We start from the raw sequence: 26,067 nt of genomic DNA on the forward strand, positions 1-26,067 counted from the left end.
TTTCCTCTAAGACGCAAGGGCCGAATAAAACGTTGGAACGGAATGTGAAGACATCGAAAGTTTTAAATCTATCCCTATACCTACCGTTTTCTCCACCACTCCCGGCTCCATCTCCGCTCAAAACTCCAGCCTTTGGCACGCAGCTGTAAAGGCAAGTACGCATGGGATTCTTTGGCCGAAACCGCTTGTTGATACAGCTCATCGTCCGTCAGAATGAGGCCTTCATATCGACCATCCTTTTTGACAGTCAGGTCGGCAAAAGGGAGTGTTAAATGCAGCGTCGAAGGCGCAGATTCTGCTTCTGTTTGCCATTTTTTGCTTTTCATCAACTGGTCTTTCAACAACCATTCTGAACGGTACTTATCTGACACAAAAGACTGGGGCGAGTACCGCCCCTCCGATACATCCAAAGCGTATTGTAGATAGGCTTTGAGCAACCTTGGTCCTTCGTGCAGGCTGTCTTCCACTTTTAATTCGTCGGGCAAAATACTGGTGACGACAAAGACTTTTTCGCGGGCGCGGGTAATGGCCACATTGAGGCGGTTTTCACCGCCAAGGGCGTTTAAACTGCCAAATTGTGCCCGTAATTTACCACGAGCATCGGGCGCATATCCTACCGAGAAGATGATAATATCCCGCTCATCTCCCTGTACATTTTCGATATTTTTGACAAAAAGAGAATGAGCAGCGAGCCCTAAAAAGTGGGTCTTATCTTGGGGCTTGAGAATAAGATTCTCAATCAATTGTTGTTGCGGAAGGTTGAACGTAACAACCCCGATGGAATGATTTGGGTGCGTGCGCTGTAAATCATTCAACAATTCTACCACTTTTTCGGCTTCCACAAGGTTCCGATTGTTTTCCCAAACTCCTCCAACCTTAATAAACTGAATAGCCAGCTCTGATTGGTTAATATCCTCAAAATGAGGCAATAATTGCAGTTTATTTTTGTAAAAGTGCTGGTTTGAAAAATCAATCAAATCCAAAGAACGACTCCGGTAATGCCCTTGTAACATGGTTTCGGACAGGAATTGTTTCGACAAATCGAGCAGTGATTCCACTTCCAATGCCGCCCGTTCTTCCTCATTCTCCCCTTCGTATCTGACGCGGTATAAGTCATAAGGAGTCAGCTGTTTACTATCTCCTACGACCACCGTTTGTTTGGCGCGGTAAATGGACGGAATGCCGTATTCGGCATAGCATTGCGAAGCCTCGTCAAAAATCACTAAATCAAACAGGCCTTTGGTCAGCGGAAACACCGCCGACACCGTCTCGGGAGAAGCCAGCCAACAAGGAACCAATCGAAATACCTCTTCGGCGTGCTGTTCCATGAGTTTGCGTACGGGCCAAATCTTTCGTTTTTTTGTCACCTGATGATGCAGTTCACGGTAGGTAACGCGGTTTTGTAACCGATTAAACTCCACGTTTTTGCCCGTTTGTTCACGCAGTTGCATCAACAAAATCTCCCGACTCAACGATTGCTTTTGAAGAATACTCTCCTGCAACTCTTGCTCTAATTGACCCATTTTTAAGGAAGAAACCGCGCGCAAAACTGGATAAAGTTCTTCCAGATGCACCAACCAAGCCAAGCGCAGTGAATTTTGGAACAGCTTTATGAAATCTTCGTTTTGCGCTGCCAGCTGCGTTTCCAGAGTTAGACAAACTTCGGCTTCAATGGGCGAAAAATTACTTTTCAGAATGTCGGCTTCCGTCAATAAATCAAAATCACGGTGAAGGGTTTGTTTGAGTTCGTTTTGGAAAGTGGGACTTTCGAGCAAAAGTTTTATCTGGTCTTTGGTCAAATATTTTTGCCACGCTTGGTACTTCTCAACGGTTTGCTCACAAAGCGCAGCCAACGACTCGATTTTCTTCTTTACCTCCTGAAACGACCTTGCTTCGTTTACTGATTTTCTTAAAAATTCGAAGTTTTTCCCAAGCTGTTGGAACACCTCTTGTGCAGTGCCATAGGAAACCATAAATGCCTTATAATTGGCTTCCGACCGCTCAAACTGTTCGGTTAAAATTGACACGTCCAGCTTCTGTCCTACCTCCTTTAGAAGTTGTTCCCAACGGACTCGGTTAGTCAAATAATCATTGAGTTTGTACAAATCTCCCAAATCCAAACTCAGGCCGTAAGACGCGGAAAGTGACCGAAAATAGGGTTTATCGCCGTAAAAAACCCATTTTAACAATGAGCCCCGGGCCGTAATGATATTTTGTAAACGAACCGCAAAGGAAGTTAATCCACTAGACGCTATTTCCGTGCCGAGTTGTTTTTCAGAAGACAACCTAAAAATTTCTTCCGTCGTATTTTTAATCCATTTTTTTGTTTCTTTCGTAAAAAAGCCAGATTCCCATTTTTTCAATAGCGGCCAAACATTTTCTTCTTCCAACCACTGAGCGCATTGCAGAAGTGCGTTTTTCTGGTTCGCAAGGTGCAGGGCTTTGTCGATGGGTATTGCTTTTCCCAAACACCCTTGGGTTTGAGTTTGCAGATTTTCGTTCCAATGGATTACCTCATCAATGGTCGCATCAATTTTGGGGATTTCCTGAAATGATATTTGAGAAAAATCTACGCGGTTATGCCAAGCGTGAGTCTCATTTAAGGCCTCCCGATACGACGCATATCGACGCAACTTTTGCAAAAACACCTCCAATTTATCATCAAACTGAAACGATTTAAATTGGGACATCGCAATCTGCGGCGCCGTTGGGTCGCTCGTTAGGTACAATTCTTTGGGTGAAAGTCCGCAATCCAAGGAATTGAAAAGGGCTTTTTTGAACTCGCCCAACTCCTTGCCCACCTGTTCAATGTTCCGACTTATTTGTAAAAACTGCCGTTCGAGCACAATCGAGTCCAAGCTGTAATTTTGCTGTTGGTACGCTTCAACATTCTCAATTTGGGCAGTTAATTGCCCATACAACGCCGCACGGTCATTTTTGAAATCATGCACCAACGCCAGAAAAGGCGACATGCCCACCTGCGCCAACCGCTGATGCACCACATCAAGCGCGACTCGTTTTTGGCATACCAACAACACCCTCTTACCGCGCGCGGCAAAATCGGCCATCAGGTTAGAAATCAATTGCGATTTTCCAGTGCCGGGCGGCCCCTGCACCACCAATGACTCGCCTTGCTTAATCCGCTGAAGCGCCGCTTCTTGCGTACCATCCTGCGGGAAAGCCGTAAACGTATGCTCCTCTCTGATGGAATTAGGAGTGGAAGTGCTGATGGGAAAGAAAAAAGGCTCGCTTTCTGCCAAGTCATCTCCCTCCTCGCTAATCAACGCCTCATAGTCAGGGCCTAAATAACTGCCCGTTTGGGGAAAAATACCCAAAACAGCTTCTGGATAGAGTTTGAGTTCGCCATTTCGTTCGAGCAACTCAAGGTCGGGTTTGGATTGTCCGTCAAAGTATTGAAGAGTATCCTGAAAAAGGTCTTGGTTAAAGTTGATTTCCAACGCGCTGTTTTTAAGCAATTCGTACAATTCGGTCCGAAACGCCAACGGGTCTTTGCTCAGTCCGTCAAGGCTTTTTTCGAGTAATTCTTCCGAGATTTTAACTTGATTGAAGTGCCCGTAGGCCAACAAAAAACTACGATTGAGCGCGGCTGGCTCTCCCCAGCGATGGAGTCTCCAGGCAGCACCTTCTGCGCTTTCAGAAAGTTGTTGTTGCAACGTAACTGGAAAAAATGCCAACGGTGCGTGAATCACCGTACCATCCATGAGTTTGCCCCGCACAAAGGGATACGCCACGTACAAATCCTCCGAGCCGCGCTCTTCTTCGATAAATCGTTCGGTGCGGGCCAGTTTGGTCAGTCGCTTGCTGATTTCATTGACTTTTTCGGAACGGCTGTCCAACCGTTGGCAGAGTTTTATCGTCTTTTTCTGAGAAATGACGTCTTTGAGTACCTCAAATGCCGCGCGCCCATCCACAAAATCCAGTTCCTGCCAATCCAGAAACTGCTCGGCAGGGAGCGTATTTAATAACAGCGAACGGTTGCGCGTACTGAGATTGGTAAGTCGACGAAGGTATACTTTAAGAACGTCAGCGGTCAGCATTATCTACGTGTAAAATGTGTAAAAAGCGGTGGATGAAAGGAGCAAATAAGACTGAAGTAGCTGATAAAAAAGTAATGCCACTAAATAACGCATAAAACGAAGCGAAAATTTTGGCGGTGTTTGACTTGAGCGGATCTACTGGCCCCATGCCCCCCAAAATCATGGCAGCATTGTAGAAAGAATCGACCCAACACAGGTGCGGGTCAGTCAAATAATGATAGCCAACGGCCCCGATTATCCAAGAAACCCCAATCATCCCCAGTGCCACTAAGGAGTACTTCAATACACGACGCTGAAACTTGGGGCGAGGTAAAACTTTTTGGGTATGATGCTCAAACATGGAAGTAGTTGGTTATCAAGAATTGAAAACCTAAAATAGCACTTTGTGAGGTCAATTCGTAATTTTGCAAAAATCCATCACACTATGAAACTTTTTCTTGTTTTTGCCTTATGCTGTTTATTGTATAGCTGCGGAGAGCAATGCGGAATTGAGGCCGAGCCTGTTTTAGCTATCCAATTCCGAACAGAGGCTACTATTTCCAAGGTGGCTATATTAGGATCGCTACAGGATGTGCCTAAAGAGGGCATTCAACCAATCCAGCGTCCAAATGCGCTTGGCCCTTTTTTTCCTCTCAATCTCAACTCAGATTCAACCACTTACATTTTTACTCGGCCTAATCGTATCGATACATTAACCGTTTACTACAAAAAGCACATTTACAGTGCCAGTAATACCTGTGGTTATATATTGGATCTAGAAGCACCTGCTTCTGGCAAAACGTATACTACCACTTTCAAACGAATTGAGGTAGAATATCGCAGTTATTATATTCCTTCGCAGGGTGCAAAATTAAATTCTCAGGGAGAAGAAAGTGGTATTGTTGTCAAAATAGATGAACTATGAAAAAAATATACTGCTGGATTTTTATATTACTTTCTTGTTCAGTTAAAGCGCAAGACAGTACGTTGAAAATAAGAGCTATTGGCGTTGATGTGGTCAAGAATGTTACGCACTATGTATCTGCTGCTGATTTTCAAAATCCAATCATTGCAGAATGTTATGTACAGTTTTTTACCTCTAAACCCAACCATTATTTTAGTGTAAGTTTAGGCTACGCAGACATGTCACGAAAGGCCCAAAATCATTTTTTACAATCCTTTAGGGGTTATTCTGTTAAAACGACTTGGGAACAGCACAATAAAAATAACAGAAGATTTTTTGGCTACAGTGGAGTATTCTCGTATGGCACAGTAAAGGGTGAATTAGAAATTCAGGGCAATTATTTTCCTGATTACAAAACCCGCACCCCCTATAATCAAGGCATAGGACTTGCCTTAGAAGGATTTGCCGGAACCTCAGCTTTACTATTCAGGCGCGTCGAAACGCGATTTGTATTTCGGGGAGCCGCCATCATTGCCGATATAGGCAATCCGCAATTTCCTTACCTAACCGGTCTGGGAATTTCTTATTTGCCTGAAATGCTTTCTTTTAATGTAGGAGCAACTATTCAATTTTTTTATCTGATCAAACGTTCTCCGAAACGTAAACTCTCCCATTGATATTTTTATTTCCCGAACCAAAGCTCGAACTTTGCCGTTAAATCAGTATCAACTTTTTTTTAGTATGCTTTCACGCCGCCAAGAACGCGAACAACTCAAAACCACCCTCGGCTACCGCCTTTGGAGTGTGGCATTTACGATTTTTTACCCGATTATCTCGCTCTTTGCCTTGGTATTTACGGGGATAGTGCGATTGTTTTCGGGAATTTCGCAGGGGTTGGTTTGGCTGTTAAACGGAGGTAAACGCGCCTGATGACCGATTACGTTGCTGAGTTATTGGAACAAAAAGTAGCTCAATACAACCGTCCTGATTTTATCCCCAACGACCCCGTTAGCATTCCGCACCAATTTTCTCGTCGACAAGACATTGAAATTATGGGTTTTTGGGCAGCCGTGTTGGCTTGGGGACAGCGCAAAACCATCATCAACAAGTGCAATGAGCTGATTCAGCTGATGGATGGTGCGCCCTATGATTTTATCAAAAATCATCAAGATTCCGATTTAAAACGCTTTCTTCAATTCAAACACCGTACCTTCAACGCGGCGGATACGCTATATTTTCTTCATTTTTTCAAAGAATATTATCAACGGCACGATTCGTTAGAAACCGCCTTTTCGCAGGCGTTAACGACCGATGCTTTGCACGTAGAAAAGGGTTTGTCGGCATTCCATGAACTATTTTTTAGTTTAGAAGATTTTCCCGAGCGCACCCGCAAACACATTGCTACGCCCGTCCGTAAATCGTCGTGCAAACGCCTGAATATGTTTTTGCGGTGGATGGTTCGGCAAGATGATAAAGGCGTAGACTTTGGTATTTGGACCACGATAAAACCTTCCCAACTCATCTGCCCCTGCGATGTACACGTAGACCGCGTAGCCCGCAAACTCGGCCTCATTCAACGCCCAACGACCGATTGGCTTACCGCCCTAGAGCTCACCGAAAACTTGAAGCAATTAGACCCTAATGACCCTGTAAAGTATGATTTTGCCTTGTTTGGACTAGGTGTGGAGGGGGAAATGTAAGAGCGCTATAGAATATATACCACCGCATCCGCTCGGCCTTCATATCCGGCACCCACTTTTTTCATTCCTACTTTCTCCAAAACGTGTTTGGAAGAGGTATTTTCATCCTGCACAAAAGCCACGATTTTTCTTCCTTTAAAGTTTTGTTGCAGGTATTCAATGACTTTTTTTGTGATTTCAGTGGCGTAGCCTTTGCCCCATGCTTCGGGCAAAAAAGCGTAGCCTGCTTCAATATCATCGGTATCTTCAATGTGTTTGATTTTAACGAGTCCGATATACGTATCGGTCGCTTTTTCAAAACACGCAAAAAGCCCCAGTCCCTCATTGGCGGCGGCGTAAATGCCTTCTTGTCGGATTCTTCCCAAACTTTGAGAAAGTTCCGTAACGGGCTTTCGAATGAATTCCATCACTTCGGGATTGCTCTCAATGCGGAACAAATCATGGGCATCACTTTCTTGAAAAAGGCGAAGATAAAGACGTTGAGTTTCTAAAAAAGGCATTATTGTAGATAAGTTTCAGAGTGAGCGACGCGAATCACCAGCTAAAAAAAATGTCTTTTGAAACCATTCTGCAATCGGAATGGCCACGATTACTCCAAGGGCATCGGCAAGGGCATCGTAAAGGTCAAACGTACGGCCAATGGGCAGTAAATGCTGCCATACTTCAATAAAAAAACCGTAGGCAATCCCTCCGACAATTACCCAAATGGGCTGAGGCTTGGCCCAATACCAAAGCGCGCCCAAGATTCCAAAAGAGCCGAAATGATGTAATTTATCCCAACCTAAATCTTTGGGCATTTGCTTGCTCGGAAGTGAGCAAAGCCCCAAAATCACCAACGTCCAAACGATGGCAAGATGGGGCTTTGAAAAGGTATTTTTTAAGTTTTTAATTATCAGTGTCATAAACCTTTAAAGAGCCACCATTTTAGTTATGTACTCTTGATTTAGTATTGAAAATATTTCTAAAATTTATAACCAATGTTTAGATAGATGTTGGGAGTCCAACCAAAGCCTGAATTGATAAAATCTTTCCGCCGAGCCTCTGTATTGTTATGATTTAAAATTTCTCCGTCGAACCAATCCCTTGCATACCATAGTTCTGCTTTCTTAGAAATATTTTCTGAATTATCGGATTTAAAAAAATACGCTAATCCGAGTACCGGGGTAATTATAATTTTCTTTAAAATGATAATTTTAAGCCCTGTGGTAAACTCCGGGCCAAAATAAACGGCTTTTTGTGTGAGTGAATCTTTGGGAATGTTTAATCTGTAATCATTAAATTCTCTGCTCATTTTGCCAACCAGAAATGACGCTCCAACATACATATTTAACCATTTTTGTCTGTCGAACTTTACTAAGTATGACCTTAATCCAACATCAAACTTAGTACGTCTGATAGAATTACTTTTTATAACAGAGCTAAAAAATAGCTCTCCAAAACGAATATCATTGTCAGCGTGAAATTTATAAGCTGCGGAACTTGTAAAGCTTATGTTTTTCCATTTTGAAATAGGTTTTTCAAAATGAACATAAACATTATTGAATACAGGAACTCCTAAGCTTACTTCGGCTCTTTGAGCATAGATTGCAATATGAATAAGAAAGAATATTGCGCAAAAGATTATAGATACCAGTGATAAATTAGTTTTCATTAATAGGATTGATTTTGACTTTTAACCGACATGGCATAGCTTGCTAACCAGACGTTTATAACGAGCCTCAAAAAAGCAAGTGATTTTGACTTTATTGGGCATCTTTCAGCTCTTTTTTCAAATCATCCAAGGTGCGACTTTCTATCTTTCCCTCCTGCATGAGTTTAACTTCTTTCAGCCCCTCTTCGATTTCTTGCATAAGAGCCGATGGCGGGTCTCCCTTTAAAATCAGTGACTTGAGTTCTTCTCTGACTTTTTTGGGCAGCACCTTGTATTGCTCGTTTATGATTTGGGCCGTGTTCATGGTTGTAATTTTTGAATAAGATAAAGATTTTGGACAAAAAAGCTCTTCATCTCTCCAATCAAGATTTAAGTTCACCGCTAACAAATAGCTTTGCTATCACAGTATTAAAAATGTCAGTAATTGAAATGCAAATGGCGACAAAATACTAAATTTTGCCGCCATTTGCATTTCTAAAAAATAATATTGCTGAATTTACAAATTCTTCAACAACTCCGCGCCCATGGCGTCGGTGCCGAGGATTTTGTCGGCGGGAGTTTCGCTATTGGCGATGTCGCGCGTGCGGAAACCTGCTTTCAAAACCGCATCTACGGCGGCGATGATGGCCTCAGATTCTGCTTTCAAACCGAAAGAAATATCCAACAACAACGCTGCCGAAAGAACCGATGCCAACGGATTAGCTACGCCTTTACCCGTGATGTCGTGCGCCGAACCGTGGATAGGCTCGTATACGCCAGTGCTGTCGCCTACAGAAGCAGAAGCCAACATTCCCATCGAACCCGCAATTTGACTTGCTTCGTCCGTGAGGATATCGCCAAACAGGTTACCCGTTACGACCACATCAAAACGGCGTGGGTCTTTGATGAGCAACATCGCCGCCGCATCAATAAATTGGTGTTCTACTTCTACGTCCGGATATTCGGGCGCCAATTTCTGAATAACTTCACGCCACAAACGGCTTGATTCCAACACGTTGGCTTTATCGACCGACATGAGTTTTTTGCTGCGCGTACGAGCAGCTTCAAACGCCTTGCGGGCAATGCGCTCCACTTCGTATTTGCTGTAAATCATGGTGTCATAGGCGGTATTTCCGTCGTCAAGACGTTCACGCTTACCGAAATACACGTCGCCAGTCAGTTCACGGAAGAAGAGAATATCGCAACCTTTCAGGATTTCAGGCTTGATACTAGATGCTTCCAACAACTCATCAAACAATTTGATAGGGCGCAGGTTGGCGTACAAGCCAAGCTCTTTGCGCATTCTCAACAAGCCTTGTTCTGGACGTACCTTGGCCGAGGGGTCGTTGTCGTATTTGGGGTGACCTACGGCACCAAACAAAATGGCGTCTGATGCGCGCATCTTGACGAGGGTTTCTTCGGGAAGCGGATCGCCAGTGGCTTCGATGGCTACGTGGCCGATGAGGGCTTCGTCGTAGGTAAATTCATGGCCGAATTTTTCGGCGATGCGGTCTAAGACCTGTTTACCAACAGTGGTAACTTCTTGCCCGATACCATCACCGGGAACGATTAGGATGTGTTTTTTCATTTTTAATTTTGTATGACTATATAGAAATCAAGTTCAACATCTTCTGCGTGGCTTTGATGGCGGATACCGTTTGGTCAGAGTCCAAGCCTCTGGTTTTGAATTCTTTATTATTCCAATTCCACGTAATGATGGTTTCACAAAGCGCATCGGTACGACCTCCCGTGGGAATGCGAACGGCGTAATCGGTCAACTGCGGGAGCGTTTTTCCTTTGACTTCGTAAATTTTCTTCAGCGCATTCATAAACGCATCGTACTGTCCGTCGCCCTGCGCGTTTTCTTCAAATACCTCTTCTTCGATTTTGACTTTGAGGGTCGCCGAAGGTTTGAGATCTTTAGAGTGGGTCAGGACGTAGTTCAGTACTTCGATCTTGTACTCAATGGTGTTGGTATCCAGTACGTCAGAAATGATATACGGAAGGTCTTCCTGCGTCACCACTTCCTTTCGGTCGCCCAACTCAATGATGCGCTGCGTTACTTTTTTAAGGTCCTCGTCGGCGAGTTTGATGCCCAATTCCCGCAGGTTGTTCTCAATGTTGGCTTTTCCCGACGTTTTTCCCAAGGCATACGACCGCTTACGGCCAAAACGCTCCGGCAATAACTCGTTAAAATACAGGTTGTTTTTCTTGTCGCCATCGGCATGAATACCAGCAGTTTGGGTAAAAACGTTATCTCCCACAATCGGTTTATTGGCAGGAATGCGAAGTCCGGAGAAGGTCTCCACGATTTTGCTGATCGAGTACAACGACTCTTCCACTACGCCCGTCGTTACGTCCGGCATAAAATCCTTTAAGGCTGCAATCGCACTGGATAATGGCGCATTTCCGGCACGTTCTCCCATGCCATTGACGGTCAAATGCAATCCCTGCGCTCCCGCACGAACGGCTTCCATAACGTTGGCAATGCCCAGATCGTAATCGTTATGCGCGTGAAAATCAAAGTGTTGATTGGGATAACGTTCCACAATTGATTTTACAAAGGCATAGGATTCCGCAGGAGTGAGCACGCCTAGCGTATCGGGCAAAAGCACCCGACGGATAGGTTGAGTGGCCAGAAAATCCAAGAATTGGAATACATATTCGGGAGAATTACGCATTCCGTTGCTCCAATCTTCGAGGTATACATTGGCAGCAATTCCTTTCGACTGCGCTAAGGCAATGACTTTTTGAATGTCTGCGAAATGCGCTTCGGGCGTTTTTTTGAGCTGATGCACCAAGTGATTCATGGAGCCTTTGGTCAACAGATTCATCACCTTAGCGCCCGATTCAATCATCCAATTGATAGAAGCTTCGCCGTCTACGAACGTCAGCACTTCTACTTTATCCAAAAACCCGTTTTCCCTGGCCCAATCGGTGATTTTCTTGACCGCCCGCAATTCTCCTTCCGACACGCGTGCCGAAGCAATTTCAATGCGATCTACCTTAACATCCGTGAGAAGCAATTGCGCCAACGCCAGCTTTTCAGAGGCAGAAAAAGACACTCCGCTGGTTTGTTCACCGTCGCGGAGTGTCGTATCCATTATTTCGATGTATCTCATAATTAGAAAAGAAGCGCGGCCTCAAAAGCGCCGATTTCCTCTTTCATGGCCCGCAGATAATCAATATCATCGAAGCCGTTTAACAGATTGTGTTTTTTGTACCCGTTGATATCGAAAGACTCTTTTTCACCAGTTGCCAAGATAGTGACCGTTTGTTCGGGCAAACTCACTTCTAATTCGGTTTTTGGGTCTTTTTCGATTGCCAAGAAGATTTTATCCAAAAATTCGGGAGAGACCGTTACGGGCAAAATTCCAACGTTGATGGAGTTGTTTTTGAAAATATCGGCAAAGAAACTCGAAATGACGCAACGAAAACCGTAATCGTAGATAGCCCACGCGGCGTGCTCACGGCTCGAACCGCTTCCGAAGTTGCGGCCACCCACGAGGATTTTGCCCGAATAAAGCGGATTATTCAGTACGAATTCTGTTTTAGGCGAGTTGTCGGGATTGTAGCGCCAATCGCGAAAAAGATTGTCGCCGAAGCCTTCCCGCTTGGTGGCTTTCAAAAAGCGAGCGGGGATGATTTGGTCGGTATCCACATTCTCCAGTGGAAGAGGTACCGCCGAACTTTTTAATATAGTGAATTGATCGTATGCCATTATGTTTCGTTTATTAAGGTGTTACACAGAGGACAGCAGAGTTTTTTAAGAGAACCACAGAGATTATTTAATAAATCTTCGGATTCCATCTTTTAAAACAAGTACATTGAAATTGATGAGCAATCCAATCTTCTTTTCGGCAAATTTCATATAAGTGAGAATCTGGGCTTCATGAACAGGGTTAAGTATTTCCACACTTTTAAGTTCAACCACAACTAAACCCTCAATTAATAAATCAATTCTATATCCTTGTTCTAAATGGATTTCCTTGTAAATAATTGGAACAGGTTTCTGTCTTAAGACCTGTAAGCCAGCTCTTTGAAGTTCATAAACCAGACATTCTTCATACGCAGACTCCAGTAAGCCCGGTCCAAGTGCCTTATGTACTTCAATTGCACACCCAATTATTCGACGAGTTATATCATTTATCTCCGTTTCTCTGTGGCTCTCAAATGAGCTCTGAGGTTCTCTGTGTAATAAATACAGTTGTTGTAAAACTATAAAAACTCCCGTGGGTCAGTTACTTTTCCGGTAACGGCGGCGGCGGCAGCTACATAAGGGCTGGCCAACAGCGTACGTGCTCCCGGGCCTTGACGTCCTTCAAAGTTACGGTTTGAGGTACTGACAGCGTATTTTCCCGCTGGAATCTTATCATCATTCATCGCCAAACAGGCCGAGCAACCCGGCTGACGCAGTAAAAAACCTGCCTCGGTCAAGATGTCTAAAATACCTTCTTCTTTGATTTGGGCTTCTACAATGTGTGAACCCGGTACCAACCACGCCGTTACGTTATCGGCTTTCTTCCGGCCTTTTACGATAGACGCAAACGCCCGGAAATCTTCAATGCGACCGTTGGTACAGCTCCCCAAAAACACGTAGTCAATCGGTTTGCCAATGATCGTATCATCTTCCGCAAAGCCCATGTACGCCAATGATTTAGCATACGATGCACCACCGTCCAATACGTCTTCCGCTTTGGGAATGTGCTGAGAGATACCTGTTCCCAAGCCCGGATTGGTTCCGTAGGTGATTTGGGGTTCAATGTCAGCGGCGTCGTAGGTATATTCCAAGTCAAACGTCGCGCCTTCGTCGGTTTTAAGGGTTTTCCAGTAGGCCAGAGCTTTGTCCCAAGCTTCGCCTTTCGGCGCTTGCTCACGGCCTTTGAGGTAAGCAAATGCAGTCTCATCAGGAGCAATCATACCACCGCGCGCGCCCATTTCGATAGACATGTTACAAACCGTCATGCGGCCTTCCATACTCATATTTTCAAACACTTCGCCGGCGTATTCTACGAAATAACCCGTAGCACCACTGGCCGAAATCTGCGAAATAATGTACAGAACCGCATCTTTTGGTAAGACACCTTTGCCCAATTTACCATTGATAGTAATACGCATTTTCTTAGGTTTGGGCTGCATGATACACTGCGACGCCAACACCATTTCCACTTCTGAGGTACCGATACCGAAGGCAATGGCTCCAAAAGCACCGTGGGTAGAGGTGTGTGAGTCACCGCAAACGATGGTCATGCCCGGAAGGGTGATACCGTTTTCAGGCCCAACTACGTGAACAATCCCGTTTTTGGCGTGTCCCAAACCCCAGTGCGAAATTCCGTACTTCGCCGTGTTGGTTTCGAGGGCTTTCAATTGATTGGCCGAAAGCGGGTCTTCTACCGGCAAATGCTGATTGATGGTCGGCGTGTTGTGGTCGGCGGTAGCAAAGGTACGCTCAGGAAAAAGCACACCGATGCCACGACTTTCCAGTCCCAAAAAGGCCACCGGGCTGGTTACTTCGTGAATAAAATGACGGTCGATGAAGAACACATCGGGTCCGTCTTCAATCTTGCGGACAACGTGGGCATCCCACACTTTGTCGAAGAGGGTACTTGGTTGGTTTGACATATCAATTTGAGATTAATGCTCGTGGAGATTTTACGATACAAAATTGCAGGAATCTATGCAATCAAACATAACGCCCTACGCCCAAACAATAGCGATTTTGGTTCAATCGTGTTTTTTTGGCGTAAAACCGTATTTTTCTTTGTAGGCCTTGATAAAATGGGAGACACTTTCGTACCCAATTTCCATGCTTACTTCCGATACGTTTTTGTTGGCATTTTTGAGAAGAAAGGCCGCTTGTTCCAAGCGTTTTTGTTTGATCCAATTGGCGGGAGAAGTGTGAAATTGTTCTTCAAAATCACGTTTAAAAGCCGATAAACTGCGACCTGACAAGTGCGCCAATTCGCTTATTGTCAGTGGTTTTAAATAGTAGTTATTCAAGAGGTATTCCAATTCCGTCTTTTGGCCTTTGTAGATATTGAACAGAATGGATTTGAGTTGTCCGGAGGTATCTATCTCAATCAGATGAAGCAGCAATTCCTGAAATTTAAGCCGCAAAAATTGATTTAAATAAGGCGTCTGGGAATGAAAATAAGGCAAAAGCGAATCAATAAACTTCTCAAAGGTCGGTGATGATTGCAGAACCAGAATTGGCTGCGTATGGTCAGCCTCTGCCTGAGCAAATAGGGTCTGATTTTGATTCACGAACTCTTTGAGGAGCTTTTCATGAAAGAAAAAAACCAGACTTCGGTAATCGCTCCCGATGGACTCATTCATGGAATAACAGCCCCGCTGAAAAAACAAAATATCTCCCTTTCGAACATGCAAATCCTGATTGGGTGAAATAAATTTTTTCTCCCCTTCCAACACTACTACCACGGCGTGTTCTTCAAAAAAAATCTCGTTTCGCTCCGGATAGACATCGCTCCGGTAGGCCACAAAGGTCATGTCCTGAATTTTCAGGGACTGAAACTGTTGGGCACTGATGGAAGAAGGAACGCGAAGCATTGGGGAAATAAACTGTTAATTAAGAAGGAGTGAATAAGAGGTAGGAAAGAAGAAATAAGATTTTTTTTCCTACATCCGACCTCCTACTTCGGCAACTATTCGATTATTAATTAAACGCCCCGCCTTTTTTCAGAGCCTGATAATCGTCGCCGATTGCTTTGTATTGCGACATCAGAAATTTCTGCAATTCTTCATTGAACACTTTCTTTTCTTCCTCCGAAAGTGCGTCGTACAAGTCTTTCAACTCTTGGTTGATCGCCGCTTTTTCAGCGTCACTTTGGGCATTGATAGCCCTGACGTGGTATTTTCTAAAATCAAAGTTCATATCAAAAACTCAAATAAATCAGGCTTATTATTGATGTATTCAAATTGCATGTTGTGTTCCTGCATTCGGGCCAAAAGCGGTTCAAAATCTTCTTTGTGGCGCAATTCGATACCTACTAAAGCGGGACCGCGCTCGCGGGCCGTTTTTTTGGAATATTCAAAGTGCGCAATGTCGTCGTTGGGGCCGAGAACGTGGTTCAAAAACTCTTTGAACGCCCCCGAACGTTGTGGAAAACGAATGATAAAATAATGCTTGAGTCCTTCGTACAACAGACTGCGCTCTTTTATTTCTTCGGTACGTGTGATGTCGTTGTTGCCACCGCCAATCAATAGTACTACATCTTTTCCTTTGATTTCGTCCTTGATTTGGTCGAGCGCGGCCACTGTCAGGGCGCCCGCCGGCTCCACTACGATGGCTTCTTCGTTGTACAATTGCAAAATGGTCGAGCACACTTTTCCTTCGGGAACCAACAGAATAGAATCCAAATTCTTTCGACACACTTCAAACGTATGCTCACCCGCGCGTTTTACGGCGGCTCCGTCTACAAACTTATCAATGTTTTCGAGCGTTACTACGTGATTCTCTTTGATGGCGGTGTACATCGTCGGAGAGCCAAGTGGCTCTACTCCAATGAGTTTAGTGGCGGGACTTAGTTGTTTGAACACAGTAGTCACACCCGACGCCAATCCCCCACCGCCAATGGCAAACAATAAATAATCAATTTTAAAGTCAGCATCGCGGAATATTTCCAGCCCGACGGTTCCCTGCCCTTCCATCACCTGCACATCGTCAAAGGGATGGATGAAAGTCGCCTCGTTGCTTTCACAAAAATGCTTGGCGGCGTGGTAGGCATCGTCATAGGTATCGCCGTGAAGTACTACTTCAATTTGGTCTTTTCCGAAAAGTTTGACCTGTTTTACTTTCTGGGCGGGTGTGGTGCTGGGCATGAAGATTCGGCCACGAACCTGCATTTTGTTACAGGCATAAGCTACGCCCTGCGCGTGGTTTCCTGCCGAAGCACACACCACTCCTTTTTCGAGCGCTTCGGCCGACAGGCTCGCCATTTTGTTGTAAGCTCCCCGAATCTTGTAAGAGCGCACCACCTGCAAATCTTCCCTTTTAAAGTAGATGTTGGCTTCGTACCGCTCCGAAAAATTGAGGTTTAGCTCCAAATCGGTGTGCTTTACTACTTTGCGAATTCGCTCGGCGGCTTGCAAAATATTGTCAAATGTCGGCAAATCGGCGGCTTTATGTTTATTTTTTTCGGAGGCTAGACTCATAAAAATGACGATTAGTGTAATTGCAAAAAATCCCCCGAATTTACACAACTCGGAGGATTTTCTATATTTCCAAATGAAGATAATCACCTCAGCAAGGGTTTGAACGGGGGCGCCCAGCCCAGGGCGCGCAGCCCTTGCCGAGGTTAAAAGTATTAGTTACGCTCAGGACGCAGGCTGCGAACCGCCGCTCCTGCTATCCACATTTCTGAATCACGGAGTTCGGCCAATTCTACTTCGAGTTTTTCGCGGTAGTCGGGCTGTGAGTTGCGTGTGATAGAAATGTTGGCTTGCTCACCTGATTTTACTGAATCATATAATTTCTGGAATACAGGCTTGGTTGCTTCTTTGAAAGGTTTCCACCAATCAAGGGCACCGCGTTGTGCAGTGGTTGAGCAGTTGGCATACATCCAATCCATTCCGTTTTCGGCTACAAGCGGCATCAACGATTGCGTCAGTTCTTCTACGGTTTCGTTGAATGCTTCTGATGGTGAGTGGCCGTTTTCGCGCAATACTTCGTACTGAGCGGCAAAAATTCCCTGAATCGCACCCATCAACGTTCCGCGCTCACCGGTAAGGTCAGACGTAACTTCACGGTAGAAATCAGTTTCAAACAAATAGCCTGAACCTACACCGATGCCCATGGCGATACATTTTGTACGGGCATTGCCGGAAGCATCCTGATAGACGGCAAAAGAGGAGTTCAGCCCTTTGCCTTCTACAAACAAACGACGCAATGAAGTTCCTGAACCTTTAGGAGCTACCAAAAATACGTCAACATCAGCTGGTGGAACGATTCCTGTTTGCTCTTTATAAGTTACACCAAAACCGTGTGAGAAATACAATGACTTGCCAGGAACAAGTGCTTTTTTTACGGTTGGCCACAATTCAATTTGGGCAGCATCCGACAATAAGAAACAGATGATGGTTCCTTTTTCGAGGGCTTCTTCGATTTCGAAAAGCGTCTCACCCGGCACCCAGCCATCTGCAACTGCTTTATCGTAGGTTTTTCCTTTACGTTGTCCAACGATTACGTTGAAACCGTTATCGCGCATATTTAAACTCTGACCAGGGCCCTGAACACCGTAACCAATAACGGCGATCGTTTCATTTGCCAATACTTCACGTGCTTTTTCAAGAGGAAATTCTTCGCGGGTTACTACTTCTTCTACGCTCCCGCCGAAATTGATTTGTGCCATTGAATTGTTTTGTTTATTTATTAATTGTTATTGAATCTTATTGTCTTTTGCCAAGTAAGCAGGGCCGACACGCCCACAAACAGTTTTATTTTTTTTTGAATCAACCAGTCTTCCGTTTTAAAAATATGTCCGAATATGTTTTGGAAAAAAGGTCCGTTCATTATGGTAAAATCTGAACCTGCGTCTTCTATCTTTTGTCGATGCAAGGGCAGCAATTTTGACAGTAATCGGAAAAAAGCAATCGGAAAAAAAAGCCAAAAATTGAAATAGCTGCGAAACACAATTTTTCCGTTTTTCTTAAACAAATCTCCCAGTATCGTCATTGTATACCGGCGCACATGATGGTTAACGTCGTCGTGCTGATTCCACAAAAACATAAATGCAGGAACCGTCACACACACCAAGCCGTTGGGCTTACACACTCGTTTCATTTCATCGACCGCCAGTTGATGTTCTTCGACATGTTCGATTACGTCGAAAGCACAAACCAAATCGTACGTCTCATCATCAAAGGGTAATTCGAGGATTGAACCCTGAATCAAATCAATCGGTACATTTGCTTTGGTAAAAGCATAACATTCTAGATCATACTCCACCGATTTCACACTTCCAAACACCTCAAGTAACTCCGACGAGCGCCCTGTTGCCACTCCAACGTTGAGGACTTTAAGTGGACGTTGGACGGGCAGAGTCTGTTTCAAATGATTGATGATAATCTGATTCCGAACCACAAACCACCAGTGTTCACGCTCGATGTTATAATACTCTTTATAGTAAGAGGCATTCATAATTTTTAGGGAAACGAAATAGGTAACATCAGCGACACCAATGCACTAACAATTAACAAATACTTCAGCTGCTTTGACGGAATGGATTCATGCAGTATTTTCAACGCAATAAAAAAAGCAATAAAACCAAACGATAATGCACGTGTACCATCGGCAACCAGTAAAGCAATTAATAAGGTGACACTTAGTGCTCCAGCAAACAAAAATAGTTTCCATAATTGTCTGGCTTGCCACAAAATTAGGCAAGCTGCCCCAATAATCAGCCACATTCCTTCTAACCCACGAGTGACTTTATCCCCAAAAATGCTCAAACTCCAAAAAAAGGATTTGACAGATAGAGCATTGTCATGTCCTATTTTCAAATTGAATGATAATTCAAGCCATTTTCTCAGTGCCAAATACAATACACCGCTGAAAATTAAAATGAGAATAGTTGGCGAAATAAGTTTCCAATTCCATTTACCTGTCGTTTGTAATTGATCAACGAACGGTATCAAAAACCACAAACCAATGAATGAAGAATTGATGATGGCTCGCTCATCACACCAGAAACTCAACTGCGAAAACAAGAGTATAAGTAGCGGGTTTCGGTAGTAGAGGGCAAAAGCCATAAAACAAAAGGGAAAAACGTCTACATGTCCCAAATAATTGATGTAAAAATTGGCTCCTGCATAAATCGCTGTAAAGCCCGTCAGGAAATAAAACGTCAGGACGCGGTCGTTCAAAATACGATTAACGATGTTTACGACTGTCCATAAAAATACCAATCCCACCAACAGCTGAAGCATATAAAGAGTAGCTACGTTTAGGTGCAAGGCATAAGCAATGAGCGGGATGGTCAGACGAAAAGTTTGATTTGCCTCGTGTGAACCCGCTTCATAGTCTTTAGGCGTAAACGGGTCAGCGCCCTGTTTGATTATATCATCCCAAAAAAACCCGCCGATAGAACCTGGTTGCCGCATTTCAAGATACAAACTTCGCAAGCCCTTATCGACCAAAATAAAATTAAAGGTCAATAGCGTACCAGTTGAGATAATTAGGGCTAAAAACAATAGCCTTACCTGCCAAAATTTATTGTCAAAGAACTGATGTAATTTACTGTCCAGCCACCTAAAAGGTGTTGTAAGTGATTGCTGTGGTTGTCTCATTAAAACGTATCCAGTCAAATTTATCGGTTTTAATACCAGTCCGACCCTCTCATATTAGATTGTCAAACGCTTTGACAAAGGTAGTTTTTTTAAGCATAATACTCGCCATGTACCTCCTGCGGAAGGTACTCCACTAACCCTTGAGGGGTTTTTCCGACGGCCACACGGCCTGATTTGACGAACTCAAGTATCCCATAAGGCTTGATGTAACGGAAAAAATCCATGATTTCGGCTTCATTACCTGCCTTCTCAATAACCACGTAGTCGAGCCCCCAGTAAACCACCCAAGCTTTGTACACTTTATTGATGGTTTCGATATCGATGGGCCGGGTACCGATAGGAGTCGCGATTTTGAAAAGCGCAATTTCGTTGTACACAACCTCATCGTCCAGATAACCGAATACGGCCAAAACTTCCACTACTTTGCGGATTTGACGCACCAGTTTTTCGACTTCTTCGCGTTTGTCGTGCTTGATGGTGATGGTGTACCGAGACACCCCTTTTCGTTCTGTTTCCGACACTGTCAAACTTTCAATGTTGACCCGCCGACGGGTGAAAAGAATCGTAATTTTATTTAACAATCCGAAAGTATTTTCGGTAAATATACAGATGGTGTAAGTCGTCATAAGCCCCAACCGAATCGTCGGCTCGCTCCAAAGGGGAGTTTTAAGTTGTGCATTTATTTAAGTACCAAACCGTTGGTGTCTTGTCGGCCTAGTCCAACCGAATATCAACAACCGAAGCCCCGGCAGGGACCATTGGAAATACGTTTTCTTCTTTCTCCACGATTACTTCCAACAAATACGGTTTATCTGATTTGAGCAAGGCATCCAGCGAGTCGCTCAGGTTGTCGCGCTCAGAGCAAGTATGCCCCGTAATCCCGAAACCTTTGGCAATGGTTACAAAATCGGGATTTTTCAGCTCCACAAATGAATAGCGCTTTTCGAAAAATAGCTGTTGCCACTGCCGTACCATTCCCAAATAATTATTGTTGAGAATAATCAATTTTACCGCTAATCCACTCTGCGCAATGGTTCCCAACTCTTGAATGGTCATCTGAAAACAACCATCGCCGATAAAGGCCACTACTTCGCGGTCAGGAGCGCCTTTTTTGGCACCAAACGCAGCCGGAATAGCAAAGCCCATGGTTCCTAATCCGCCCGAAGCTATGTATGAATGTGGCTTTTTAAATTGGTAATACCGCGCTGCAATCATCTGATGTTGACCTACATCCGCAATAATACAGGCTTCACCGTTGGTTTTTTGGGAAAGCATATTTACCACTTCCGCCATCTTGATTTCTCCTTCTTCCTTCAACTCCCGACGGGTTACTTTCTGCTCTTCGATGACGTCAAATTTCTTAAATTCATTGCGCCATGTAGAGTGATTGTTGGCCTTCACCAAGGGAAGCAGCTTCCGCAAAGCTTCCTTTGCATCCCCTACCACGGGGGCTTCTGCCTTGATGATTTTGTCAATCTCTGACGGGTCTATTTCAATATGCACTACTCTAGCCTGACGAATGTATTTGGTGGCGTCGCCCGTTACACGGTCGTCAAAACGCATTCCAATGGCAATAATGACATCAGCTTGGTCGGTGAGGACGTTGGGGCCATAATTACCGTGCATTCCCAACCAACCCACATAATTAGGGTGGTCAATCGGCATCGCCGACAATCCCAACAAAGTACTGGCGCAGGGAATATCGGTTTTTTCGACAAATGCCTTCAGTTCTTCCATCGCACCCGAAATCAATACGCCATGCCCAAATAAAATGTAGGGTTTTTTGGCATTATTGATTAATTCCGCCGCTTTCTGTACGTGTTCATCTTTAGGAACAGTCCTTGGTTTGTAGCTGGCCAAACCCTCTATTTTTTTGTATTGATAGGGTTTGTCCATCATCCCAACTTGCGCATCCCGCGTAAAGTCAATCACTACGGGGCCAGGTTTTCCGGAAGTGGCAATATAAAACGCCTTAGCCATTATTTCTGGCACTTCGTCGGGGTGGGTGATTTGGTAATTCCACTTACATACGGGCGTTGTTACCCCAATAATGTCCGTTTCCTGAAAAGCATCCGTTCCTAACAAAGTTGATTTTACCTGTCCTATGATGCACACCAAAGGCGTACAGTCGATAATGGCATCGGCGATGGGTGTCACTAAATTGGTACCGCCAGGGCCAGAAGTCACCAGACAAACGCCTGGTTTTCCGCTGGTACGGGCGTATCCTTGCGCCGCGTGTCCTGCGCCTTGCTCATGCCGCACCAAAATATGGTCTAGGCGGTCGGTATAATCAAAGAGGGCATCATACGTGGGCATGATGGCACCGCCCGGGTAGCCAAAAATCACTTCCGTCCCTTCGGCAATCAGTGATTCCATGAGCGCCTGCGCTCCCGACAAAAACCGAGGGCCTTCGGCGATAACGTCTGTTGTTGTCATTGACTGAACTGTTTCTTGCGTCAAAACAGCTTCTGCTGACGCAATTTCCTGTTGTGCAATCATGGTTAATTGGTTGTCCATGACGGATATGGTTTTTAATTTGTTGTTGCTTTATTAATTATGCTTCATCCGTTACGCAGCCTTCGCTTGCTGACTTCACATTGCGGATGTATTTGCCCAGAGTTCCTTTTTTGAACGGAGGCTCGGGTTGGTTCCACTCCTTACGACGCTCGGCCAGTTCTTCGTCCGACACGTGCAGTTGCAGTACGTTGTTTACGGCGTCAATCGTAATTTTATCACCGTCTTTTACCAAACCAATCGTTCCGCCCATGTAGGCTTCTGGCGTGATGTGACCTACCACAAAACCGTGCGTACCACCCGAAAAACGACCGTCGGTAATCATCGCGATTTTGTCACCAAGACCCGCTCCCATTACCGCCGACGTTGGCTTAAGCATTTCGGGCATACCCGGACCGCCTTTGGGGCCTTCATTGCGAATCACGATGACATGCCCCGCTTTGATTTCACCTTTTGAGATGTATTCAATCACTTCTTCTTCGCGCTCACATACTTTGGCGATTCCTTCAAAACGCTCGCCTTCTTTGCCCGTAATCTTGGCCACGGCACCTTGCGTTGCCAAGTTTCCGTACATGATTTGTAAGTGTCCCGTGGGTTTGAGGGGTGTCGAAAGCGGGAAAATGATTTTTTGGGTATCGAAATCCAAATCAGGAGCTTCGGCCAAATTCTCAGCGATGGTTTTGCCCGTTACGGTCAAGCAATCGCCGTGCAAAAGTCCCTGCTGATACAAATACTTCATAATGGCCGGAACCCCGCCAATGGCCAGTACATCTTCCATATAATACTTACCAGACGGTTTAAGGTCGGCAATCAAAGGCGTACGATCCGAAATATCCTGAATGTCTTTTAACGTAAAATCTACTTCTGCGGCACGGGCAATGGCGAGATAATGCAACACGGCGTTGGTCGAACCACCCAGCGCCATCACCACCGTCATGGCGTTTTCAAAGGCTTTGCGCGTCATGATGTCGCGCGGGCAAATGTTTTTCTCCAACAATTGTTTCATGGCCGCTCCAATGGCGATGCACTCCGCTTTTTTGCCTTCGTGCGTGGCTGGATAGGTCGATGAATTGGGCAACGTTAAGCCCATTGCTTCCATTGAACTGGCCATGGTATTGGCCGTGTACATTCCGCCGCAGGCTCCTGCACCCGGAATCGCATTTTGAATAACCCCTTCGTAATCGTCGTCCGAAATCGTTCCAGCAAACTTCTTGCCCAAGGCTTCAAACGCCGAAATAATGTCAAGTTTCTGTCCTTTATATTCTCCCGTCCGAATCGTTCCGCCGTAGACCAACATGGCCGGACGGTTCAACCGGGCAATGGCCATCATGGCGCCGGGCATATTTTTATCACAACCTACCACCGCAATCACTCCGTCGTACCATTGAGCACCCACTACGTTTTCGATAGAATCGGCAATCAAGTCGCGGCTGGGCAGCGAATAGCTCATCCCGTCGTTACCGTTGGTCATGCCATCTGATACGCCAATGGTGTGAAAAATAAGGCCGACCATGCCATTTTCCTGAATTCCTTTTTTTACATGCACCGACAATCCGTTGAGGTGCATGTTGCAGGTGTTTCCTTCATAACCCGTGCTGGCAATGCCAATTTGGGCTTTTTGCATGTCTTCTTTGGTCAATCCTACGCCATAAAGCATGGCTTTGGCGGCGGGATTTGTGACTTCTTGCGTAAGCGTGCGGCTAAATTTGTTAAGTTGTTCTGACATATAGGAGGTTTGTTTTACAAAAAAGCCTCACTCATCTTTCGGTGTGAGCGAGGCTTCGACGGTAGCAATCGGAATCCACTCACACCGTTTGGGTGCAAAGAATGACGACCACGACCACAATTATATTAGCAAACATTTTAGAGCAAATTTTTTCTGATAGCGAAATTACGCTAATTGCGTATTTGCGTTACAAATAAAACCGGTCAGGATTTATTTTCCAAACAAAAGTTATTTTTTTTGCATTATCCCAACCCAAAAATGCCTATACTGTCTCTGAAGGCACAAAAAATTGTCACTTCTTTCGATTCTCTTCTTTTAATGATTTTATCAAAAATCTGGCCACGTTTTAGTATCCTTACAATCACTTGTTGTATTATACCAACAAAAATGCAATGTTATGAAACTTTTTATATAACTTTTCTACTATATAAGCATTATTCATTAAAATTCGTACAGCAATGTTAGAGATAATGGGCTATGCAGCGGGTGCGTTAACCACGCTTGCCTTTATTCCCCAGGTTTTACAGATTTACCGTACCAAATCTGCCAAAGACGTTTCACTGGCCATGTTTTTGTTGTTTACCATTGGTGTAGCGCTTTGGCTCGGTTATGGCATCATGGCGCATTCTTTTCCAGTTGTGGCCGCCAACGCCACCACGCTGGTTCTTTCGTTTGTTATTCTTTATTTTAAATGGAAATACACCCGTTCTTCCAATATATAGTGCATAAAAAAAGCCCCTTCTCGGTGAGAGAAAGGGCTTAAAATTCTACCGAAACTGAAAGCAGATTAGTCTACAATACTCAGTTTAACCGCGTTGGTTTTGCGGTGCTTGCTGACTGGCATACTCAGCGTGTTTACGAAAATATCTCCCGTATGCAACGCTTCTTTTTCAACAAGAACCCTTTTGATATCGTCAATTAAATCATCTGTCGAAAGGTCTTCACGGTCATAAAACACTGACTTCACTCCCCAGTACAACGAAAGCGCGCACATTAATGAGCGGCTGGGCGTAAAGACATACAAATCAGCTTCTGGACGGTGATGCGACAAACGAACACCCGTATAACCAGAACGCGTCACACCGATAATCGCCTTTGCGTGGGTATCACGCGCCAAGCGACAAGCACTCATTACCACGTTGTCATTCAGCACATTAGGACCAGGATTATCATTAACAGCAGCGTGGTATTTGAAATAAATTTCGGTATCATCCGCTTTTTTCTTCGCTTCTGTTTGTTCAACCTGACGAATCGTCTGTGCCATGCTCGTAACAGCCTCAATAGGGTATTTTCCAGAGGCAGTTTCTGCGCTAAGCATTACGGCATCGGCACCGTCCAATACAGAATTGGCAATATCATTGATTTCTGCCCGCGTGGGTCGTGGTGCATCAATCATGCTTTCGAGCATCTGCGTAGCCACAATAACGGGCTTAGCCGCGCGATTACATTTCTCCACAATCATTTTCTGAATCATGGGAACCTCTTCGGCGGGCAATTCTACGCCCAAATCTCCACGAGCCACCATAATGGCATCGGTGGCTTCAATGATAGCATCAATGTTTTCGATGGCTTCGGGCTTTTCAATTTTAGCCACCACTCGAATGCTTTTGCCTTTTGCTTTGATATAATCTTTTACCTCCTGAATATCAGACGCATAGCGCACAAATGACAACGCTATCCAGTCTACATCATTTTCCAGCCCGAATTCGAGGTCTTCGTAGTCTTTTTCCGTCACCGACGGCATCGAGACCTTGGTATTTGGAAGGTTTACTCCTTTTTTAGACTTCAGTATACCGTCATAGACTACCTCCGTTACCACATCGGTTCCTTCGATGCCTACTACTTTTACTTCCAGCTTGCCATCATCCATCAGGATGCGCTCGCCCATTTTTACGTCTTGGTACATTCCTTTATAAGGTGTACTTACGCGCTCAGAAGTACCAATAATATCGTCATTGGTAAACACTAATTTTTGGCCTGCTACAATTTTCACACCGTCTTTGCTTTCGACATTGCCGATGCGAATTTTAGGGCCCTGCAAATCCTGCAAAATTCCAACGCTGAGACCGTAGGTAGCATTATTTTGGCGGATTTTCTGAATACGTTCCAAGTGGTCGGCGTGAGAGCCGTGCGAAAAATTCAGTCGGAATACATTCACCCCTGCCTGTACCAGTGAATACAGAAGTTCAGATGTTTCTGAAGCAGGGCCTACGGTGGCAACAATCTTGGTCTTTTTATTGATCATCTTTTGG

At 44.7% G+C, this 26,067-nt stretch carries 26 protein-coding genes; 5 read left to right on the top strand and 21 right to left on the bottom strand.

The features are described 5' to 3' along the window. Positions 1 to 80: 80 nt before the first annotated feature. Positions 81 to 4,058: an AAA domain-containing protein gene (locus tag DVG78_RS09680; RefSeq protein WP_114460889.1), complete on the bottom strand. Its 3,978-nt coding sequence runs from the start codon at positions 4,056 to 4,058 to the stop codon at positions 81 to 83. Beyond that, on the bottom strand, positions 4,045 to 4,398 hold the full coding sequence (locus DVG78_RS09685) for a hypothetical protein (RefSeq protein WP_114460890.1): 354 nt from the start codon (positions 4,396 to 4,398) through the stop codon (positions 4,045 to 4,047). The genes DVG78_RS09680 and DVG78_RS09685 overlap by 14 nt, the downstream gene beginning before the upstream one ends. 84 nt (positions 4,399 to 4,482) lie before the next feature. Here DVG78_RS09685 and DVG78_RS09690 point away from each other — a divergent pair, with 84 nt between their 5' ends. The 4 genes from DVG78_RS09690 (at position 4,483) to DVG78_RS09705 (ending at position 6,641) form a co-directional block, all read left to right on the top strand. After that, positions 4,483 to 4,962, top strand: a complete 480-nt coding sequence (locus tag DVG78_RS09690; RefSeq protein WP_114460891.1) for a hypothetical protein — start codon at positions 4,483 to 4,485, stop codon at positions 4,960 to 4,962. After that, entirely contained in the window at positions 4,959 to 5,618 is a 660-nt protein-coding gene (locus DVG78_RS09695; RefSeq protein WP_114460892.1) for a hypothetical protein, read from the top strand. The genes DVG78_RS09690 and DVG78_RS09695 overlap by 4 nt, the downstream gene beginning before the upstream one ends. Positions 5,619 to 5,682: 64 nt before the next feature. Continuing rightward, complete coding sequence (locus DVG78_RS09700; RefSeq protein ID WP_114068959.1) at positions 5,683 to 5,871, top strand: hypothetical protein; 189 nt, start codon at positions 5,683 to 5,685, stop codon at positions 5,869 to 5,871. Further along, positions 5,871 to 6,641 carry a TIGR02757 family protein gene (locus DVG78_RS09705; RefSeq protein ID WP_114460893.1) on the top strand — a complete coding sequence of 257 codons (771 nt, stop codon included), beginning with the start codon at positions 5,871 to 5,873 and terminating at the stop codon, positions 6,639 to 6,641. The genes DVG78_RS09700 and DVG78_RS09705 overlap by 1 nt, the downstream gene beginning before the upstream one ends. Before the next feature lie 5 nt (positions 6,642 to 6,646). On the opposite strand, the gene DVG78_RS09710 is transcribed toward DVG78_RS09705, so the two are convergent. The 18 genes from DVG78_RS09710 to ilvD form a co-directional block, all read right to left on the bottom strand. Further along, positions 6,647 to 7,141: a GNAT family N-acetyltransferase gene (locus DVG78_RS09710; RefSeq protein ID WP_114460894.1), complete on the bottom strand. Its 495-nt coding sequence runs from the start codon at positions 7,139 to 7,141 to the stop codon at positions 6,647 to 6,649. A 15-nt stretch (positions 7,142 to 7,156) separates the two neighbouring features. Continuing rightward, positions 7,157 to 7,543, bottom strand: coding sequence for a VanZ family protein (locus tag DVG78_RS09715; RefSeq protein WP_114460895.1), 387 nt, complete (start codon positions 7,541 to 7,543; stop codon positions 7,157 to 7,159). 59 nt (positions 7,544 to 7,602) lie between these two features. Beyond that, positions 7,603 to 8,292 (bottom strand): hypothetical protein, encoded by a 690-nt coding sequence (locus DVG78_RS09720; protein ID WP_114460896.1) that lies wholly within the window; start codon positions 8,290 to 8,292, stop codon positions 7,603 to 7,605. 91 nt (positions 8,293 to 8,383) lie between these two features. Next, complete coding sequence (locus DVG78_RS09725; protein WP_114461020.1) at positions 8,384 to 8,596, bottom strand: hypothetical protein; 213 nt, start codon at positions 8,594 to 8,596, stop codon at positions 8,384 to 8,386. A gap of 192 nt (positions 8,597 to 8,788) precedes the next feature. After that, positions 8,789 to 9,859 (bottom strand): 3-isopropylmalate dehydrogenase, encoded by a 1,071-nt coding sequence (gene leuB / locus DVG78_RS09730; RefSeq protein ID WP_114460897.1) that lies wholly within the window; start codon positions 9,857 to 9,859, stop codon positions 8,789 to 8,791. 16 nt (positions 9,860 to 9,875) lie between these two features. Next, complete coding sequence (locus DVG78_RS09735) at positions 9,876 to 11,375, bottom strand: hydroxymethylglutaryl-CoA lyase-like TIM-barrel protein (RefSeq protein ID WP_229598181.1); 1,500 nt, start codon at positions 11,373 to 11,375, stop codon at positions 9,876 to 9,878. A gap of 20 nt (positions 11,376 to 11,395) precedes the next feature. Continuing rightward, complete coding sequence (gene leuD / locus DVG78_RS09740) at positions 11,396 to 11,992, bottom strand: 3-isopropylmalate dehydratase small subunit (RefSeq protein ID WP_114460899.1); 597 nt, start codon at positions 11,990 to 11,992, stop codon at positions 11,396 to 11,398. A gap of 63 nt (positions 11,993 to 12,055) precedes the next feature. Continuing rightward, complete coding sequence (locus DVG78_RS09745) at positions 12,056 to 12,493, bottom strand: GxxExxY protein (protein ID WP_310589121.1); 438 nt, start codon at positions 12,491 to 12,493, stop codon at positions 12,056 to 12,058. After that, positions 12,490 to 13,893, bottom strand: a complete 1,404-nt coding sequence (gene leuC / locus DVG78_RS09750; RefSeq protein WP_114460901.1) for a 3-isopropylmalate dehydratase large subunit — start codon at positions 13,891 to 13,893, stop codon at positions 12,490 to 12,492. Before leuC ends, DVG78_RS09745 begins: the two co-directional genes overlap by 4 nt. A gap of 102 nt (positions 13,894 to 13,995) precedes the next feature. After that, a complete protein-coding gene (locus DVG78_RS09755) occupies positions 13,996 to 14,838 on the bottom strand; it encodes a helix-turn-helix transcriptional regulator (RefSeq protein ID WP_114460902.1) in 843 nt (280 codons plus the stop codon). Between the two features lie 106 nt (positions 14,839 to 14,944). Further along, a complete protein-coding gene (locus DVG78_RS09760) occupies positions 14,945 to 15,163 on the bottom strand; it encodes a hypothetical protein (RefSeq protein WP_114460903.1) in 219 nt (72 codons plus the stop codon). Then, positions 15,160 to 16,443 (bottom strand): threonine ammonia-lyase IlvA, encoded by a 1,284-nt coding sequence (gene ilvA / locus DVG78_RS09765; protein WP_114460904.1) that lies wholly within the window; start codon positions 16,441 to 16,443, stop codon positions 15,160 to 15,162. The genes DVG78_RS09760 and ilvA overlap by 4 nt, the downstream gene beginning before the upstream one ends. Before the next feature lie 152 nt (positions 16,444 to 16,595). Beyond that, positions 16,596 to 17,639: a ketol-acid reductoisomerase gene (gene ilvC / locus DVG78_RS09770; RefSeq protein ID WP_013926516.1), complete on the bottom strand. Its 1,044-nt coding sequence runs from the start codon at positions 17,637 to 17,639 to the stop codon at positions 16,596 to 16,598. Positions 17,640 to 17,659: 20 nt separating this feature from the next. Next, positions 17,660 to 18,427, bottom strand: a complete 768-nt coding sequence (locus DVG78_RS09775) for a class I SAM-dependent methyltransferase (protein WP_114460905.1) — start codon at positions 18,425 to 18,427, stop codon at positions 17,660 to 17,662. Positions 18,428 to 18,432: 5 nt separating this feature from the next. Continuing rightward, positions 18,433 to 19,575, bottom strand: coding sequence for a hypothetical protein (locus DVG78_RS09780; RefSeq protein WP_147277036.1), 1,143 nt, complete (start codon positions 19,573 to 19,575; stop codon positions 18,433 to 18,435). An 89-nt stretch (positions 19,576 to 19,664) separates the two neighbouring features. Continuing rightward, a complete protein-coding gene (gene ilvN / locus DVG78_RS09785; RefSeq protein WP_114460907.1) occupies positions 19,665 to 20,201 on the bottom strand; it encodes an acetolactate synthase small subunit in 537 nt (178 codons plus the stop codon). An 88-nt stretch (positions 20,202 to 20,289) separates the two neighbouring features. Further along, on the bottom strand, positions 20,290 to 22,011 hold the full coding sequence (gene ilvB / locus DVG78_RS09790; protein ID WP_114461021.1) for a biosynthetic-type acetolactate synthase large subunit: 1,722 nt from the start codon (positions 22,009 to 22,011) through the stop codon (positions 20,290 to 20,292). A gap of 118 nt (positions 22,012 to 22,129) precedes the next feature. Next, positions 22,130 to 23,815 (bottom strand): dihydroxy-acid dehydratase, encoded by a 1,686-nt coding sequence (gene ilvD / locus DVG78_RS09795; RefSeq protein ID WP_114460908.1) that lies wholly within the window; start codon positions 23,813 to 23,815, stop codon positions 22,130 to 22,132. Positions 23,816 to 24,273: 458 nt separating this feature from the next. Between ilvD and DVG78_RS09800 the strand changes: the two genes are divergently transcribed. After that, a complete protein-coding gene (locus tag DVG78_RS09800) occupies positions 24,274 to 24,537 on the top strand; it encodes an SWEET family sugar transporter (protein WP_114460909.1) in 264 nt (87 codons plus the stop codon). 65 nt (positions 24,538 to 24,602) lie between these two features. Here the strand turns inward: DVG78_RS09800 and pyk are convergent, their stop codons facing one another. Continuing rightward, entirely contained in the window at positions 24,603 to 26,060 is a 1,458-nt protein-coding gene (gene pyk / locus DVG78_RS09805; RefSeq protein ID WP_199563223.1) for a pyruvate kinase, read from the bottom strand. Between the last annotated feature and the right edge of the window lie 7 nt (positions 26,061 to 26,067).

This window comes from Runella aurantiaca (genome assembly GCF_003339505.1).
Lineage (GTDB): Bacteria > Bacteroidota > Bacteroidia > Cytophagales > Spirosomataceae > Runella > Runella aurantiaca.